This window comes from Sphingomonas sp. AC411 (genome assembly GCF_979253035.1).
Genome location: NZ_CEEDAQ010000001.1, coordinates 1,420,725 through 1,435,584, shown reverse-complemented (window position 1 = coordinate 1,435,584; position 14,860 = coordinate 1,420,725). Strand labels below are relative to the sequence as shown.

General features: G+C 66.2%; 15 protein-coding genes and 3 pseudogenes. 2 read left to right on the top strand and 16 right to left on the bottom strand.

Annotated elements, in window-relative coordinates; translation table 11 throughout:
- Window positions 1-33: 33 nt before the first annotated feature.
- The 12 genes and pseudogenes from AC0IX7_RS07270 to AC0IX7_RS07215 form a co-directional block, all read right to left on the bottom strand.
- Complete coding sequence (locus tag AC0IX7_RS07270; RefSeq protein WP_471811012.1) at window positions 34-849, bottom strand: HpcH/HpaI aldolase/citrate lyase family protein; 816 nt, start codon at window positions 847-849, stop codon at window positions 34-36.
- Window positions 850-866: 17 nt separating this feature from the next.
- A complete protein-coding gene (locus tag AC0IX7_RS07265; protein ID WP_471813786.1) occupies window positions 867-1,358 on the bottom strand; it encodes a GntR family transcriptional regulator in 492 nt (163 codons plus the stop codon).
- A gap of 96 nt (window positions 1,359-1,454) precedes the next feature.
- Window positions 1,455-1,610, bottom strand: a pseudogene (locus tag AC0IX7_RS07260) (GntR family transcriptional regulator); the annotation flags it as partial.
- 235 nt (window positions 1,611-1,845) lie between these two features.
- A pseudogene (locus AC0IX7_RS07255) lies at window positions 1,846-4,008 on the bottom strand (CoA transferase); the annotation flags it as partial.
- 50 nt (window positions 4,009-4,058) lie between these two features.
- Window positions 4,059-4,658: an MmgE/PrpD family protein gene (locus tag AC0IX7_RS07250; RefSeq protein ID WP_471811011.1), complete on the bottom strand. Its 600-nt coding sequence runs from the start codon at window positions 4,656-4,658 to the stop codon at window positions 4,059-4,061.
- Window positions 4,655-6,819, bottom strand: a pseudogene (locus tag AC0IX7_RS07245) (MFS transporter). Before AC0IX7_RS07245 ends, AC0IX7_RS07250 begins: the two are co-directional and overlap by 4 nt.
- Before the next feature lie 117 nt (window positions 6,820-6,936).
- On the bottom strand, window positions 6,937-7,104 hold the full coding sequence (locus AC0IX7_RS07240) for a hypothetical protein (RefSeq protein WP_471813785.1): 168 nt from the start codon (window positions 7,102-7,104) through the stop codon (window positions 6,937-6,939).
- 26 nt (window positions 7,105-7,130) lie between these two features.
- Window positions 7,131-7,445 (bottom strand): MaoC family dehydratase, encoded by a 315-nt coding sequence (locus tag AC0IX7_RS07235; protein ID WP_471811010.1) that lies wholly within the window; start codon window positions 7,443-7,445, stop codon window positions 7,131-7,133.
- A gap of 78 nt (window positions 7,446-7,523) precedes the next feature.
- Entirely contained in the window at window positions 7,524-9,056 is a 1,533-nt protein-coding gene (locus AC0IX7_RS07230) for an OprO/OprP family phosphate-selective porin (protein ID WP_471811009.1), read from the bottom strand.
- A 205-nt stretch (window positions 9,057-9,261) separates the two neighbouring features.
- Window positions 9,262-10,173, bottom strand: a complete 912-nt coding sequence (locus AC0IX7_RS07225) for an acyl-CoA thioesterase (protein WP_471811008.1) — start codon at window positions 10,171-10,173, stop codon at window positions 9,262-9,264.
- Window positions 10,174-10,216: 43 nt separating this feature from the next.
- A complete protein-coding gene (locus tag AC0IX7_RS07220) occupies window positions 10,217-10,669 on the bottom strand; it encodes a hypothetical protein (protein WP_471811007.1) in 453 nt (150 codons plus the stop codon).
- Window positions 10,666-11,370 (bottom strand): FUSC family protein, encoded by a 705-nt coding sequence (locus AC0IX7_RS07215; protein WP_471811006.1) that lies wholly within the window; start codon window positions 11,368-11,370, stop codon window positions 10,666-10,668. Before AC0IX7_RS07215 ends, AC0IX7_RS07220 begins: the two co-directional genes overlap by 4 nt.
- A 131-nt stretch (window positions 11,371-11,501) precedes the next feature.
- Here AC0IX7_RS07215 and AC0IX7_RS07210 point away from each other — a divergent pair, with 131 nt between their 5' ends.
- Window positions 11,502-11,972, top strand: a complete 471-nt coding sequence (locus AC0IX7_RS07210; protein WP_471811005.1) for a nucleoside deaminase — start codon at window positions 11,502-11,504, stop codon at window positions 11,970-11,972.
- Between the two features lie 11 nt (window positions 11,973-11,983).
- On the opposite strand, the gene AC0IX7_RS07205 is transcribed toward AC0IX7_RS07210, so the two are convergent.
- Window positions 11,984-12,139, bottom strand: a complete 156-nt coding sequence (locus AC0IX7_RS07205; RefSeq protein WP_471811004.1) for a hypothetical protein — start codon at window positions 12,137-12,139, stop codon at window positions 11,984-11,986.
- 67 nt (window positions 12,140-12,206) lie between these two features.
- Here AC0IX7_RS07205 and AC0IX7_RS07200 point away from each other — a divergent pair, with 67 nt between their 5' ends.
- A complete protein-coding gene (locus tag AC0IX7_RS07200; protein WP_471811003.1) occupies window positions 12,207-12,800 on the top strand; it encodes a hypothetical protein in 594 nt (197 codons plus the stop codon).
- Here AC0IX7_RS07200 and AC0IX7_RS07195 read toward each other — a convergent pair.
- From AC0IX7_RS07195 to cydB, 3 genes are read right to left on the bottom strand one after another with little or no spacing between them, the layout of a single operon-like run.
- Window positions 12,797-13,507, bottom strand: a complete 711-nt coding sequence (locus AC0IX7_RS07195) for a Crp/Fnr family transcriptional regulator (RefSeq protein ID WP_471811002.1) — start codon at window positions 13,505-13,507, stop codon at window positions 12,797-12,799. The two genes, AC0IX7_RS07200 and AC0IX7_RS07195, sit on opposite strands and share 4 nt — an antisense overlap.
- Before the next feature lie 55 nt (window positions 13,508-13,562).
- On the bottom strand, window positions 13,563-13,685 hold the full coding sequence (gene cydX / locus AC0IX7_RS07190) for a cytochrome bd-I oxidase subunit CydX (RefSeq protein WP_471811001.1): 123 nt from the start codon (window positions 13,683-13,685) through the stop codon (window positions 13,563-13,565).
- 25 nt (window positions 13,686-13,710) lie between these two features.
- Window positions 13,711-14,850: a cytochrome d ubiquinol oxidase subunit II gene (gene cydB / locus AC0IX7_RS07185; RefSeq protein ID WP_471811000.1), complete on the bottom strand. Its 1,140-nt coding sequence runs from the start codon at window positions 14,848-14,850 to the stop codon at window positions 13,711-13,713.
- Window positions 14,851-14,860: the final 10 nt, after the last annotated feature.

The window sequence follows — 14,860 nt, the reverse complement described above, 5'->3', positions numbered from 1 at the left end:
TGAGAAGAGCCCGTCGTCCGACCGTTTTCGCTATCAGCCGGCTTGGAACGCCGCATGGGTTTCGAGAAGGCGGCGGGCGCGGTCGACGACGGGTTTGTCGATCAGTTTGCCGTCGACCGCGACGGCCCCGAACGCGCCGTCGATCGCGGCGATGACGCGGGTCGCCCAGTCGATGTCGGCGTCGGAAGGGAGGAAGGCAGCGTTGACGATCCCCACCTGACGCGGGTGGACGCAGAGTTTTCCGGCGAAGCCGAAGCGGCGCGCATGATCGGTGTCGCGGGCCAGCGCCGCGTCGTCGGTGAGGTCGGTCGAGACCCCGTCGACCGGTGCGGCAAGCCCGGCGTTGCGTGAGTGAAGGACGATCTGCGTGCGGACATAGTCGATCTCCGCGCCGTCACCGTCGATGCCGGCATCGGCTTGGAAGTCCACCGTGCCGAACGACAGCCGCGCGAGCCCTCGCGCGGTGACGAGGTCGGCCAAATTCAGGATCGCCGAGACGGTTTCGACCAGCGCATGGAGCGGCTTGCCCGCCGCGGCCTCGTGCATCGCGGCGAAGTCAGACGCGCGCTCGGCTTTGGGCAGCATCAACCCCGCGACACCCGGCAGGCCTGCGAATGCGCGGACGTCGTCGGCATGCCACGCGGTATCCAGGCTGTTCACCCGCACGACGAAGCGCGACTCCGTCAGGCCCGCGAGCGCATCATGGACTGTATCGCGCGCCGCGGCCTTGCGGTCGGGCAGGACCGCGTCTTCGAGATCGATCACCACCATGTCCGCGCCGCTCGCGCGCGCGCTTGTCGAAACGCTCGGCGCGATCGCCGGGGACGAACAGGATGCTGCGGGCGGCAATGGTCATGAAAAATCCTCTACAGTCCGGATACGGGATCGCGGCGGAAGGTCTGGGAATAGGAATAGCGGTCCGCGGGATGGGTATTGATCGCTATCTCGACGACCTCGCCGCGTGCGTTCAGATACTGGCGCGTCAGGCGCAAGCCGGGCGCGCCGGTCGCGGTTTCGAGCAGCCTTGCGATCGGCGCGGGGATCGCCACCGCTTCGATATGCTGGCGGACCTCGGCGACGCGCTCGCCGAACTGTTCCTCGATCCGGTTGAAGATCGGCACGTCGCCGACATCGTCGTCGAGCTTCAGGCTGCGGAACGCGGGGTGGAGGTAGATATCCGAATAGGAGATCGGGCTGGTCCCGGCGGCGCGGCGCAGCGCCATGAGATGCAGCCAGGTCTGGCCCGATGTCGCGCCGACTTGCTCGGCGAGCGGTCCGTCCAGCGCGATCGTTTCACGCGCGATGATCGTGAGGCTGGTTTCGTTGGTGTATTGCTGGAGGTCGGAAAGCCCCTCCATCACCTGTCGGTAAGCGGCCGGGCGCGACAGCCCAAGGACGCGCGTGCCGACTCCGGCCTGACGCGAGACCATGCCCGATTGCACGAGCCGCTTGATCGCCTCGCGCACGGTGAAGCGGCTCGCGCCGAACTGATCGCAGAGCTCGAACTCGGTCGGCAGCAGCGTACCGATCGGATAGCGCCCATCGTCGATCTCGTTGATCAGCGTCTGGGCGAGTTGCAGGTAACGCGGTTGCTGACGAAGCTGGGGCATCGAATATCCATCGGTCGCTTTGTCGGGTAATCCGGACAATAGCGCACCGTCCGATGCCTTGGCGTTCGATGCAAGCGCTGGCGTCACCGTACCGCGCCACGGGTCCGCAAGGCCGCGACATCGTCGTCGGTGTAGCCGAGCGTCGCGAGGATGGCGCCGGTGTCCGCGCCGAGCGCAGGGGCGGCCTTGTCCGGATGCTCGACGCCGCCTGCGCGGATCGACGAGGCGATGCCGGGCAGGGGCCGTGCTCGGGATGCTGGAAGTCGATGATCCGCTTCGATTCCGCGAGAAACGGATTGTCGAGCGCCTGCTGGACGTCGAGCACGGGCGCAGCGGGCACCCTGCCTTCGAACAGCTGCATCCAGTCCGCGGTGGTGCGGGTCGACAGCACCGCATCGAGATCGGCATTGAATGCCGGCCTGTTCTCCAGCCGCGCGGCAAAGGTCGCATAGCGCGGATCGGTCGCCCATTCGGGACGCTCGATCAGCCCGCACAGAACCTCGAAGAACTTCTCCTTGTTGCACATCACGAAGATCCAGCCATCGCTGGTCGTGTAGAGCTGGCTGGGGGTGAGCGAGGGATGGCTCGAGCGCGAGGTGCGTTCGACGGTGACGCCGCCGTTGAGATACCATTCGGCGACATAGTTGAGATTACCGAGCGCGACGTCGAACAGGCTGACGTCGAGATCGCGGCCGATACCGCTCCCGCGGGCCGAGACGACGCCGGCAAGGATCGCGAGCGCGGCCGTCGTGCCGGTCATGAAGTCGACGATCGACAACCCGAAGCGCGCCGGCGGGGTGCCGGGTTCGCCGGTCAGCGACAGATAGCCGGCCTCGGCCTGCATAAGGTAATCATAGCCGGGCCACGCCGCGCGGCTGCCGGTGCGGCCATAGGCGGAGAGGTGGACGCAGGCGATCGCCGGGTTGAACCGCGACAGCGCGGCGTAATCGAGCCCGAGCTTTGCCGGCAGGTCGCCGCGCAGGTTGTTGAACACCACGTCCGACTCCGCGACGAGCTTTTCGAGCACCGCACGCCCGTCCGCGCTTTTCAGGTCGAGACCGATGCTGCGCTTGTTGCGGTTGAGCGACTCATAGAAATGGCTGTCGCCCGGCGCGAAGAAATAGGGGCCGACATGACGGCCGATATCGCCGCCGTCCTTGTGGTTCTCGATCTTGATCACCTCGGCGCCGAGATCGGCGAGTTGCTGCGTGCCGAAAGGGCCGGCGCCATATTGTTCGACCGCGATGATGCGCAGCCCTGCGAGTGGCTGGCTCATGCGGGGTTCCGCGCGATGATCTGCTTGGCGATGATGATGCGTTGCAGTTCGTTCGGTGCCCTCGCCGATCGTCAGCAAAGGTGCGTCGCGGTAGAGCCGCTCGACGTTGTATTCCTTCGAATAGCCATAGCCGCCGAAGATCCGCATCGCCTCGATCGCATTCTCCAGCCCCACCTCGGTCGCGAAATACTTCGCCATGCCCGCTTCCATGTCGCAGCGCTCGCCGCGGTCATAAGCTTTGGCGGCGGCTTCGGTGAGCAGCCGCGCGGCATAGGTGCGCGTCGTCATCTCGCCCAGTTTCAGCTGGATCGCCTGATGCTCGCAGATCGGCTTGCCGAACGTCTTGCGTGTCTGCGCATAGGCGACCGCTTCGTCCAGCGCCGCCTGCGCGATCCCGACGCCGCGCGCCGCCACGTTGATGCGGCCGAGTTCGAGCCCGCCCAGCACCTGCTTCAGGCCGACGCCTTCGATCCCACCGATCAGCCGGTCGACCGGGACACGGTAGCCGTCAAACGTCAGCGCGTTGCTGTCGATGCCCTTGTAGCCGAGCTTCTCCAGCTTCTTCGACACGATGAAGCCGTCGCCCTTCTCGGCGATCAGCAGGCTCATGCCCTTGTGGCGTGGCTCGGCGGCCGTGTCGGTCTTGACCAGCAACAGGATGGTGTTGCCGGATCCCGAATTGGTGATCCACATCTTGCTGCCGTTGACGACATAGTCGTCGCCGTCGCGGACCGCGGTGGTGCGGATCGCCTGCAGGTCGGTGCCCGCGTCGGGCTCGGTCAGGCCGATGCCGCCGCGCAGTTCGCCGGTCGCGAACTTGGGCAGGTAATGATCCTTCTGCGCCTCGGTACCGCAGCGTTGCACGGTCATCGCCATGATCATGTGGCTGTTGATGATCCCCGCGACCGACATCCACACGGTCGAGATCTTTTCGATGATCCGCGCATAGGTCAGCGTCGAGATGCCGAACCCACCGAATTCGGGCGCGATCATCAGGCCGAACAGCCCCATCTCCTTCATCGTGTCGACGATCTTCTGCGGGTATTCGTCGTCATGTTCGAGCTGATGGACGAACGGCCGCACATCGGTTTCGAGGAACTTGTCGATCGAATCCAGGATCATGATCTCTTCGTCGGTCATCGCGCCATCGGCGGCGATCGCGTTTGCCAGGGTCATACGGATACTCCTTGAGGGGCAGTGGCGCCGGCGAGGATGTCGCCGAGCGCGGAAGCGGGGTGTCGGTCCATGTCGAGCACTGCGGCGCGGATGTGCGCGGCGCGCGTCTCGTCGACCGTGCGAGCGGCGTTCTCGAAATATTTGGCGTCGATGTCGGCGTTGCTGAGCGGCCGATCTGACGCGCCGCGGTTGATCGCCTCGCGGTGACGCAACATGCGACCGTCGTGGGTTTGAACGATGACTTCGCCGGTGAAATGCTTCGGATAATCGCTGTCCGGGTCGATCGCGTAATCGACGCGCGTCGCCAGACCGAGCACCGCCGGATCGCTGAGCGCCGCCGGATCGAGCGCATCGAGCGTGAACTTGCCGGTCAGCAGCGCGGTCGCGACCGTATAGGGGATCGAGAATTGCGCGTCGTAGCCGGTGCGCGGCGTCCGCTTGGGGGCGATTGGCTCGCAGACGATCGGGATGACCGCCTCGGGCACCAGCACGATGACCTTGGCGATGTCGGCGGCGGTCAGGTCGTATTCCTTGCGCAACGCGATCGCCGCATCGATCGCGGCATGCGTCATGTGGCACGCGGGAAGCGGCTTCACCGAAACCGCCTCGATCTCCCAGGTCTCGCCGAGCGCTTCGGTCGCCTGCGCGAGCAGGGCAGGGCGGCGTCGCGAAGATACAGCGCATACAGGCCGAACCGGCCCTCGTACGCAGCCGGCGGTCCGACGAAGCCGCGCTTGGCGAGCGTTGCCGCGGTCAAAGCCGAACTCGCCGCCCAGCCGGGATGCAGGCGCTTGGTCCACGCACCGTCGGCCAGGAATTCGAGACTCTCGCCGGCCATCGACAGCACGATCCCCTGCGCCATCGCGATCTGCTGTGCGTCCAGCCCAAGCAACCTGCCGGCCGCGAGCGTCGATCCGAACGCGCCGATCAATCCGGTCGGGTGGAAGCCGAAGCCGTGAAACCCGCCCGCGCCGACGGCCGCGACCCGAGTCGAGACCTCCATCGCCGCGATATAGGCGACGAGCAGGTCGGCCCCGAAGCACCCGCCTTGTCCGCCGCGACGAGCGCGGTCGGAAAGGCGCTGACGGTCGCGTGGATGATCCCGCGCGCATGCGTGTCGTCATAGTCGAGGCCGTGCGTGACTAGCCCGTTCATCAGCGCCGCGTCGCGCATCGCCAGCGTGCGGCCATAGCCGAGCACCGGCGCAGTGCCGCTGCCGAGATCGCCGGCGGCAGCGAAGCTGGCCTCCGCCCAGGGGGCGCCGACCGCCGCGAGCCCGGTGCCGACCGAATCCAGGATCAGATGGCGCGCGCGCTCCTGACCCGCTCGGGAATCGCATCGATCGTCAGGCCAGTCGCGAAATCGGCGAAGGTTTGCGAAAGCGTCACTTGGCAGCCCCCCGGTGACCAGCGAGTCATCGGCGACGTCGTCGAGCGACTGGCCGGTGGTCTCGATGTTGAGCAGACCGACCGCGGCGATCATGCAGGCTAGCACGACGCCGACCATGCCGAGCACGCCCTCCAGCCCGAAGCGCTCGAACAGCGCGACGGTGGCATAGGGCGTGACCATCGACGCGGCGCGTCCGCACATGCCCGCGAAACCGGTGCCGCGCAGCCGATAGGCGGTCGGGAACAGCTCGGGGATGTAGGCGAACAGCGCGAGCGTCACGAGCGTGTAGATGCTCGACACGAGCAGGAAGCCCGTCAGCGGCACCATCAGGTCGCCCTGCGCATTCGGATACAGGAAGCCGAAGATCATGATCGCGATAGCGGCCGCTATCAGCGAGGCGCGGCGCGAAATGCGGTCGGCGATACCGATCGCGACGATCGCACCGAACACGCTGCCGAACGACATCAGTGTTGTGTACCAGAGCGAGGTAACGATGCCGGTGCCGTGGCTGACCAGGAAGGTCGGCAACCACGCGACGAAGCCATAGACCGACACGTTGACCGCGATCGCGGCGAGCGTCGCGGCGATCAGGCGGCGGCGCAGCTTGGACCCAAACAGCGCGGAAAGCGGCGCATGGACCTTCGGCACCACGCGAACGGCTGGAACCGGGGCAAGCGGGCCCTTGTGTGCGGTGACTTCGGCTTCGATCTCGCGCAGCGTCGCCTCAGCCTCGTCGTTGCGACCGACCGATTCCAGCCAGCGCGGCGATTCCGGCATCTTCTTGCGCATCACCCAGACGATCAGCGCCAGGATGCCGCCGATCGCGAACATGTAGCGCCAGCCGAGCGTCGGAATGACGATATAGCCGACCGAGGTGGCGACCAGCAGGCCCGAATTGACGACCATGCCCATGATCGACACCCAGCGGCCGCGATACGCGGGCGGGATGAACTCGCCGAGCGTGCCCGCCGCGACCACCAGCTCGGCACCGAGACCGATGCCCATGATGAAGCGGCAGACGATCAGGAAGGTCATGTTCGGGGAGAAAATCGCCGCGATCGAGGCGAGGCCGAACAGCGCGAGGTTGAACTGATAGGATGCGCGACGCCCGAACCGGTCGCCGACATAGCCGGCCATCCCCGCGCCGATCATCATGCCGAGGAAGGTCATCGACATGAACACCGCGGCCTGCGCCAGCGTCGAGAAACCCTCGGTCTTCAGCGCGGCGATGACGCCGCCCGCAAGGTAGACGTCGAACGCGTCGAGGAACGCACCCGCGCTGATCAGCCCCAGGATACGCCAGTGGAATCGGGAGATGGGCAGACGGTCCAGCCTGGCTCCTGCGTTGACGGCGATGGTATCGGCCATGGGGCTACCTCTCTTCGGAATGACGACGGGCCGGGTCTTCTTTGGTCGAAGCTCTCGCAGGCCGCGCGGGGGACGTCCGGTCACCATCAAGGGCGACCGGTTGGTCGATCGATAGGGCTATTTGTCGTCGGGAGATTCGCCGCGTTTGTAGACCAGCGAGTTGCGCGTGAACTCCATGATCTGCTTGGCGTCCTGGTTGAACGCGCGGGTGCGGGTGGTGACGATCCCCTGCGTCGGGCGCGACTTGGACTCGCGGATTTCGAGCACTTCGGTTTCCGCGGTCAGCGTGTCGCCACCGAATACCGGATGGGTCAGCTTGATCTCGGTCCAGCCGAGATTGGCGGGGACTTGCCGCTGACGTCGTTAACGGTCATGCCGAGCACGATCGCGAGCGTCAGCCCGCTATTGACCAGCAGCCGCCCGAATTCGCTCTTCGCGGCATATTGCGCATCGCAGTGCATTGGGTGTGCGTTCATCGTCATCAGCGAGAACTGGATATTGTCCGCGTCGGTGATCGTCCGCCCGGGGCGATGCTCGTAAATGTCGCCGACGACGAAATCCTCGAGATAGCGGCCATAGCTCGCGCGGTAGCGCTGTTCGCCAACCTTGATAGCCGAAAGGCTCATACATCCTCCTTATCGCTTTGTACGGACATTATCGAACTTATGGTACGCTGGCAAGTCTAAGCGAGCAGCGGCTTGGCGTCAGAACGCCACTTCGGCCCTGGCCGCGAACGTGTCGCCACTATCCCGCCCGATGAAACTGCCGGTGCGGTTGTCGGTGCGGAAATGGGTATAGTCCGCCATGAACCGGAAATTGTTGGTCAGCGACCAGTTCAGGCCGAGCGTGCCCGCCGTGCCGGTGCCGCCGAGCGGAAGGCTCGAACTGTCGAGATCCTCGTACCGCACCACCGCCTCCAGCGCGCCCCATCCGCCATCGAGCACCGAGTTCAGCACGTTCGGCGCCACATAGGTGCCGCTGCGCGAGGCATAGGTCGGCGTCTCGCCGGTGATCCAGAATCCGCCATTGACCGACAAGGCCTTGATCTTACCGCTGCGGAAGGTCGAGGTCGGGCCGCCATGCACGGTCCGCTGGCCATATTCGCCGAACGCGTAGAACGGTCCGAGCGTGCCGCCGAGTTCGAGCCCGAACGCCTTCGATCCGTCCGCGCCGGTCAGGGCTGCGGACTCGACACGGACGCTGTTATTGAGCGCCCCCGCCATGCCTTGCGCGAACGTGGTCGGCAGCGTCGTGTCGGGGATGTTCTCGCTATAGGCCCAGCCGCCGATGTGGATCAGGCCATGCTTTGTGAGGATCGGGTTCCAGTGCGCGCGGCCCAGCAGCATGCGGTTGTCGCTGCGCGTGAAATCGCTGTCGATCGCATCGCCGTGCACGCCCAGGCTCGCGTGCCAGTTCTTGCCGCCCGCACGGCCGACCGCGCCCATCAGGAAGACCTTGCCGCCCTGCGTCGCAAGCGCGGTGGTGTTGATGTTGGTGGTGATGAACGGATTGGCGGTCGAGGCGGTGCCGATGTCGATGCCGCGATCTGTGATGAGATTGCCGAACCTCACATCGGCGTCGGTCTTGCCGAACTTCTGGCGATAACCGACGAACGCCTGCACGACCTCGGTCGCGTTGCGCCGGAAATCGGTCTCGAACTGGTAGAACAGGTGATCGCCGATCGTGCCGATCGCGCCGACGCGGAACTGGCGCAATGTCGAGACGGTGATGTTGCGACGGTCGAAATCCGACCCGCTCGTCGAGGAGATATCCGCCAAAAGCCGCCCGCGCATCTTAAAGGTGAACTTTGCGTCACGACTGCTGAACACCGGCGCCCCCCGGCTCCAATCGACCGCGAGATCGGCGGGCAGCGCGACCCCGCCGGCGTTCACCACCTGCGGGTTGCCGACCGGTACCGGAGCGATCTTCGCGCCGGGATCGGCCGTCTGGTCGGCGACCTGCACGCGGGGCGGTGGCGCTGTCCGGGCTGCCAGTGGAGGGGCTGCCGGTGACGGGGCATTCGCGGCGAGCGCACGGCCTGCTTTCGCCTTGGCGTTGGAGATCAGCGTATCGGCACGCTCGCGACTGACCAGCTTGTTCTCGACCATCTCGTCGATCAGCGCCAGCATCGTCTGGTACGACGGATCGGTATCGAGCGGAGACGCCGTCTGCGCCCGGGCTGCCGATGGCAGCACCGCGAGCAACGCACACAGCGATACGGCGTACGAATGACGCATACAGACATCCTCTCGAGATCGGGATCGTCCGTCTTCCGCGGCGCGACATCCTGGAACCAGCATCACTGGCGCAAGATAGTGTTAATGTCCGTACAAATGCGGTGTCAATATGGATTTCCGCGTTGAACCGCGCGGAGGCGGTGAGTCAGGAGCAGGGAATCAGGACCGGGGGAATCAAAACCGGGTGAATCCGAGTCCCGGTGGATCAGGGCATATGCGGGATCGTGGTGCGCGGCGCGAGGTCGGGTCGCATCCGGATCAACCCTTCCTGCGTGACATGCGCGATCGCCCGTCCGTCGCGGCTATGGAACACGCCGCGCGCGATGCCGCGACCATGCCCCGACCACGGGCTTTCGCTGCTATAGAGCAGCCAGCCGTCGAGCGGCACGTCCTCGTGAAACCACATCGCGTGGTCGAGGCTGGCGGTCTGCATGCTGTGCTCGAACATGTTCACGCCGTGCGGGATCAGCGACGCGCTGAGCAGTGCGTAGTCCGACAGATAGGCCAGCACGCCCCGGCGTATCTGGGGATCGGTCGGCACGCTGCCCCGGAACCGGATCCAGACATGGGAAACGGGCATGCCGGGCTCGGTCTGGAGGAACGCGGGCACGCCGCATGGCCGGATATCGAAGGCGGACGGCTGGCTGAGGAACGCGACGGCTTGCGCGGAGATACCCGCATATTCGCCTGCCAGAATGTCGAGCGAGCGCAGCTCCTCCGGCGGCGGGACATCGGGCATCGCGACCGCATGCTCTAGCCCGGCTTCCGGCCGGTGGAACGATGCGGCCAGCGTCAGTATCGTCGCACCGTTCTGGCTCGCGGTGACGCGGCGGTTCGCGAACGACTTGCCGTCGAAGTCGCGCTCTACCCGAAAGAGAATCGGTTGCATCTCGGTGCCGGCGCGCAGGAAATAGGCGTGCATGTTGTGCGCCACGGCGGGGCCGTCGACCGAGCGCTGCGCCGCCATCAGCGCTTGTGCGACGACCTGCCCGCCGAAGACGCGCGCGTTTGCACCGGGCCGCTGTGGTCCGCGGAAGAGGTCGGTATCCAGCGGTTCGAGGTCTAGCAGATTGACGAGTTCGGCGGCGAGGTCGGGCCGTGCTATGGTTTCGGTCATGGCCGCCCGTACCGCGTGCGCGCCGGGCGTCAAAGCCGCGGGGTCAGCTTTGGTCGGCGGCGAGCACCTTGGTCGGTGCGATCTCGTCGACGCGCCCGGCGAGGTCGAGCAGGTCGCGGTGCAGTCTACCCGCGGCGAAGGCGAGCCCGAACACGCGCCCCGATGCGTCGAAATCCAGGGTCGCCGCGGCCTCGCTACGGCGGAACTGATCGAGCGCGGTACCGAACATGCGATAACAGACTTCGACGTCGCCCCGATCGACTTTGCCGCGTGTGCGCAGCGCCTCCGAACACCGGGTCGCCAGCGCGGCGTGCGCGGTCAGCATCGCCGCCGTCGGCTTGGCGAGCGCCGCCATTGCCGCCGGGGGCAGCGGTTCGTCGAGCGCGCGACCGCTCAGCACCAGGTCGTTGCGGATGCGCCACAGTGTGCGCGGGACGGCGGCGGGGATACCGTGATCGGCAAGGCGGGAGGCCCGCTCGCGGTCGGCATCCTTCATGGCCAGCTCGACCGCGGCCAGCGCCTGACGCAGCGCGCCGTGTTCGGGGACGAGGGCAGCGCCACCCCGTTAGTCAGCGCATCGGCCTGCGCGCGCAGCATCCGGTCGATATGGTTCAGCACGGCCAGCGTGCGCGCGATCACCACGCCGTGCGAGCGTGCCGGCAGGATCAGCATCGCCGCCAGCACGCCGATCATGCCGCCAAGCCCGATCTCGATGATGCGATCGCGGACGAATATCTCCACCGAAGAGCCCGGCGGCGCGCTGAGCAGCATGATCGCCGCGGTGACCGGCGCGATCCGCAACCGCGGCCGGATCGACGCGACAAGCGCGGCGATCCCCGTGACGGTGACGAGCACCAGCCCGAGTTCGACCGTATCGGTCCGCCCGAGCGCCGCGCCGACGCCACCGAGCACCGCGCCCAGCAATGTCCCGAGCAACCGATCGGTCGCCGCGCCGAGCGTTCCGCCGATCGATGCCTGCATCACGATCAGCACGGTGAACACTGCCCAATAGCCTTCGTGCAGGCCGAGCGTCTTGTACGCCGCGAACGCCGCCGCGGTCGCGACGATCACGCGGACCGTCTGGCGCAGGCTGTCCGCATTCGCCTTGATCAAAGCGCTGGGCCGGAACTCGAATGTCAGTGCGTTTTCCTCGATCGTCGGCGGATAGTCTGCTTCCGGTAGCGCCTGGGGCGCCAACCGTAAATTCGTCCGCGGCCACAGGAGCGGATCTTCTGCGACGTGGGCGATTTGCCCGGCTTTCAAATGCAACGGCGTCGGATCCATTCTCCCGCGCGACCGCTTTGGTTTGACAAATGAGGATGGGCATCATGAACGACAACGACCTTCGGTATCTGCGGCGGTGCGTGGATCTGGCGAGCGAGGCGGTAGAGGCCGGCGACCAGCCCTTCGGATCGGTCCTGGTGTCTGGTGACGGAACGATCGTGTTCGAGGATCGCAACCGAACCGGCGGCGGCGATCCCACCCGGCACCCCGAGTTCGCGATCGTCCGCTGGGCCGCCGAGAACCTGTCCGCGCAAGAGCGGCGAGCAGCGGTCGTCTACACCTCGGGCGAACATTGCGCGATGTGCGCGGCGGCGCATGGTTTGGCGGGCATGGGGAAGATCGTCTACGCGACATCCTCGATCCAGCTCGGCGAGTGGTTGCGCGACCTCGGCAAGCCGCAACTCGGGATCGCACCGTTGCGGATCACCGATGTGGTGCCGGGGGCGATCGTCGAGGGGCCGGTCATGACGTTCGCCGACGAGGTCCGCGCACTGCACGCGCGTGCTCGACGCTGACGGCGCGCTGGTCAGATGGCGAGCCCGTTTGTCTCCACATGCGCCGCAACGCGGTGTGTCTGCTCCATTGTAGAGGTGTGGAGCGCGATGCCGACGACGACCGGGCGACGATCGTATTCGGACAGCAACCGGGGAACATCGCCGCAAACGCCGCCGCTTCCTGCCATGGGATCATGATCGCCGGGATGTCGTTGCCCCTGCAAGTAAGGCACGCAGTGCGCGGCGCTCCGGCATTTGATCGCCGTCAATGCTGCGTATCCGGTGGCGTGCAAGCTGGCGGCATGGAGATCCGCGATGGCCGAGCGTGACGGATATGGCGAGAGGATGGTGTCGGGGCAGCACTGGCACGTGATCGACGAAATCGACCTCGTGGGGCTGATCGCCGATCATGCCCGGCTTCGCGTGTTGTGCGATCGCCTGGAGGCATGCGCGGACGCGCTACCCGATCGGGTGTCCGAGGCGGAGACCGATGCCCTTGGGCGAAGCTTGTGCGCGATGATGGTCCGTCATCCGCGCCAGGGTACCGCGGCGATCGATGCGCTGTTCGCGCGCGACATCGACGACCCGTTGACCGCGGCGTTGCTCGGACGAACGCGCGGCTGGCATTTGCGCGCTTCGATCCATGCGGACGACATCGCCGCGGCCTTGTCCGGTGACGCGACACCCTGTGCTGAGGCGTTCGGGTACATGTTGCGCGGGTTCTTCGACGGGTGTCGCCGCGAGATAGACTTCACCGAACTCGCGATCCTGGCGCTGGGCGCCGGTCGTCTCAGCCGGAACGCGCGCGCCATTCTGGTCGATGGCCTGTGCGGACGGGACGCGGGTTAGGCGGCTTCGGCGCGACCCTGCAGCGCGTCCGGGTCAGATATCGTGATCGCGCGGCCGCCGGGCAGGGCGATCACGCCGGCCGTCTTGAGCCGGGTCATCTGGCGACTGACGGTTTCGATCGTCAGTCCGAGGACGTCGGCGATCTGTCCGCGGGTGAGAGGAAGGTCGAACGTCATCGGCCCGTCGGGCGTCGCGCGGCCGCCGGTCGCGGTCGCGCGCAAGGCCATGTCCAAGAGGAAACCCGCGATCTTCTCCTGCGCCGATTGGCGCGCCAGTGACAGGATCCGCGTACGCGCGATACCGAGCGCCGCGAGAGTCCGTTGGAGCAGCAGGCGTTCCATCCGCGCATGATCCTCCAGCACGCGTTCGAATGCGTCGAGCGGAAAAATGCACAGCTCGGACTCGGTCAGCGCGGTGATCGTGAAGTCCGCCTGGCCGGCATAGGGCTGTCCGACGAAATCGGCGGGATAGAGCAGCCCGACGATCTGTTCGCGACCGTCGGGCGTGGCAGCGACCAGCTTGAGGACGCCCGACAACAGGTTCGCGCAGATGATGCTGTCGTCGCCCGCCCAGATCAGTGTCTGGCCGCGTGCAATCTTTCGGCGGCGCCCAAGCGTGTTGAGCGCCTGCAGTTCGACATCCGTGAGGCTGCTGCACAGAGCCTGATCGCGGACCGCGCAATCCGCACAGATGTCGTGGTGAGCCATTGATCCAGTATAGTCCGAGGCCGCCGGATATCCGCGCGAATTCTTTACGAGCCCGTTACGAGTTTGCAGAGGCGTCGGCATCGTCCTCAATCGGCAAATGGAACTCGTGCCAGATGCCGTTGAGAATGCCGAAGCCGACGGCGAGACCGAGGCCTAGGACCCAGGTGAAATACCACATGATCAGATATCCTTAGCGTTCGGGATCAATAAAAATCGGGGTTGGTCGCGACGTCCTGCGAGGTCACGCGGCCGAACATCACCTTGTACGCCCAGGCGGTGTAGGCGACGACGATCGGCAACAGCACCACCGTGACGAACAGCATGATGCCGAGCGTCTTGGCGCTCGACGAGGCGTTCCAGACGGTCAGGCTGGAATGCGAGTCGATGCTGGACGGCAGGATGAAGGGGAACATCGACAGGCCGACGGTCGCGATGATGCCGAGCGCGGAAGCCGACGACCCGGCGAACGCAGCGCTTTCCGATCCACGCCGGATGCCGAAGAGCGCGAGCGCCGCGCCGCCGAACCCTAATGCGGGAGCGATCATCATCCATGGATGGAGGGCGTAGTTGGCGAGCCAGCCGCCGCGGGCGAGTTCGCTGGTGGTGTGCAGGGGATTGGACGGACCGGACGAATCGATCGCGCCGACGATCCGGTAGCCGATGTCGCCATACGCGACAAAGCCCCAGCCGATCGCGAACAGCGCGAGCGACGCGACGCCGGCGACCGTGCCGAATTTGCGCGCGCGATCGTGCATCAGGCCGTGTTCGATCTTGATCGCCAGCCACGCGCTGCCGTGGAGCACCAGCATCGCGACCGACAACAGGCCGCACACTAGCGTGAACGGCGTGAACAGCCCGAGGAAGCTGCCGTCGAGGACCGCGCGCAGGTCGCTGTCGAGGCGGAAGGGCGCGCCCGACAGGACATTGCCGACCGCGACGCCGAACACGAGCGCGGGCACGAACCCGCCGACGAACAACGCCCAGTCCCAGCGCGACCGCCAGGCGGGGTCCGGCCGCTTCGACCGGTATTTGAACCCCACCGGCCGCAGGATCAGCGCAGCGAGAACGACGAACATCGCGAGGTAGAAGCCCGAGAAGCTGATCGCATAGACGAACGGCCACGCCGCGAAGATCGCGCCGCCTGCGAGGATAAACCACACCTGGTTGCCCTCCCAGGTCGGGCCGATCGAATTGATCACCATCCGCCGCTCGGCATCGGTGCGCCCCACGAACGGCAGCAGCGCCGCGACGCCGAGATCGAAGCCGTCGGTCAGCGCGAAGCCGATCAGCAGGATTCCCATCAGCGCCCACCAGATCAGACGCAGCGTTTCATAGTCGAACATCGTCGTGTCT

Bases quoted from the DNA above. Each gene is read 5' to 3' on its own strand.
- AC0IX7_RS07225 (WP_471811008.1), bottom strand. From the start codon at position 10,173: ATGACCGAAACCATAGCACGGCCCGACCTCGCCGCCGAACTCGTCAAT.
- AC0IX7_RS07220 (WP_471811007.1), bottom strand. From the start codon at position 10,669: ATGAAGGATGCCGACCGCGAGCGGGCCTCCCGCCTTGCCGATCACGGT.
- cydX (WP_471811001.1), bottom strand. From the start codon at position 13,685: ATGTGGTATTTCACCTGGGTCCTAGGCCTCGGTCTCGCCGTCGGCTTC.
- cydB (WP_471811000.1), bottom strand. From the start codon at position 14,850: ATGTTCGACTATGAAACGCTGCGTCTGATCTGGTGGGCGCTGATGGGA.
- AC0IX7_RS07235 (WP_471811010.1), bottom strand. From the start codon at position 7,445: ATGAGCCTTTCGGCTATCAAGGTTGGCGAACAGCGCTACCGCGCGAGC.
- AC0IX7_RS07205 (WP_471811004.1), bottom strand. From the start codon at position 12,139: ATGGCAGGAAGCGGCGGCGTTTGCGGCGATGTTCCCCGGTTGCTGTCC.
- AC0IX7_RS07265 (WP_471813786.1), bottom strand. From the start codon at position 1,358: ATGGAGGGGCTTTCCGACCTCCAGCAATACACCAACGAAACCAGCCTC.
- AC0IX7_RS07210 (WP_471811005.1), top strand. From the start codon at position 11,502: ATGAACGACAACGACCTTCGGTATCTGCGGCGGTGCGTGGATCTGGCG.
- AC0IX7_RS07195 (WP_471811002.1), bottom strand. From the start codon at position 13,507: ATGGCTCACCACGACATCTGTGCGGATTGCGCGGTCCGCGATCAGGCT.
- AC0IX7_RS07230 (WP_471811009.1), bottom strand. From the start codon at position 9,056: ATGCGTCATTCGTACGCCGTATCGCTGTGTGCGTTGCTCGCGGTGCTG.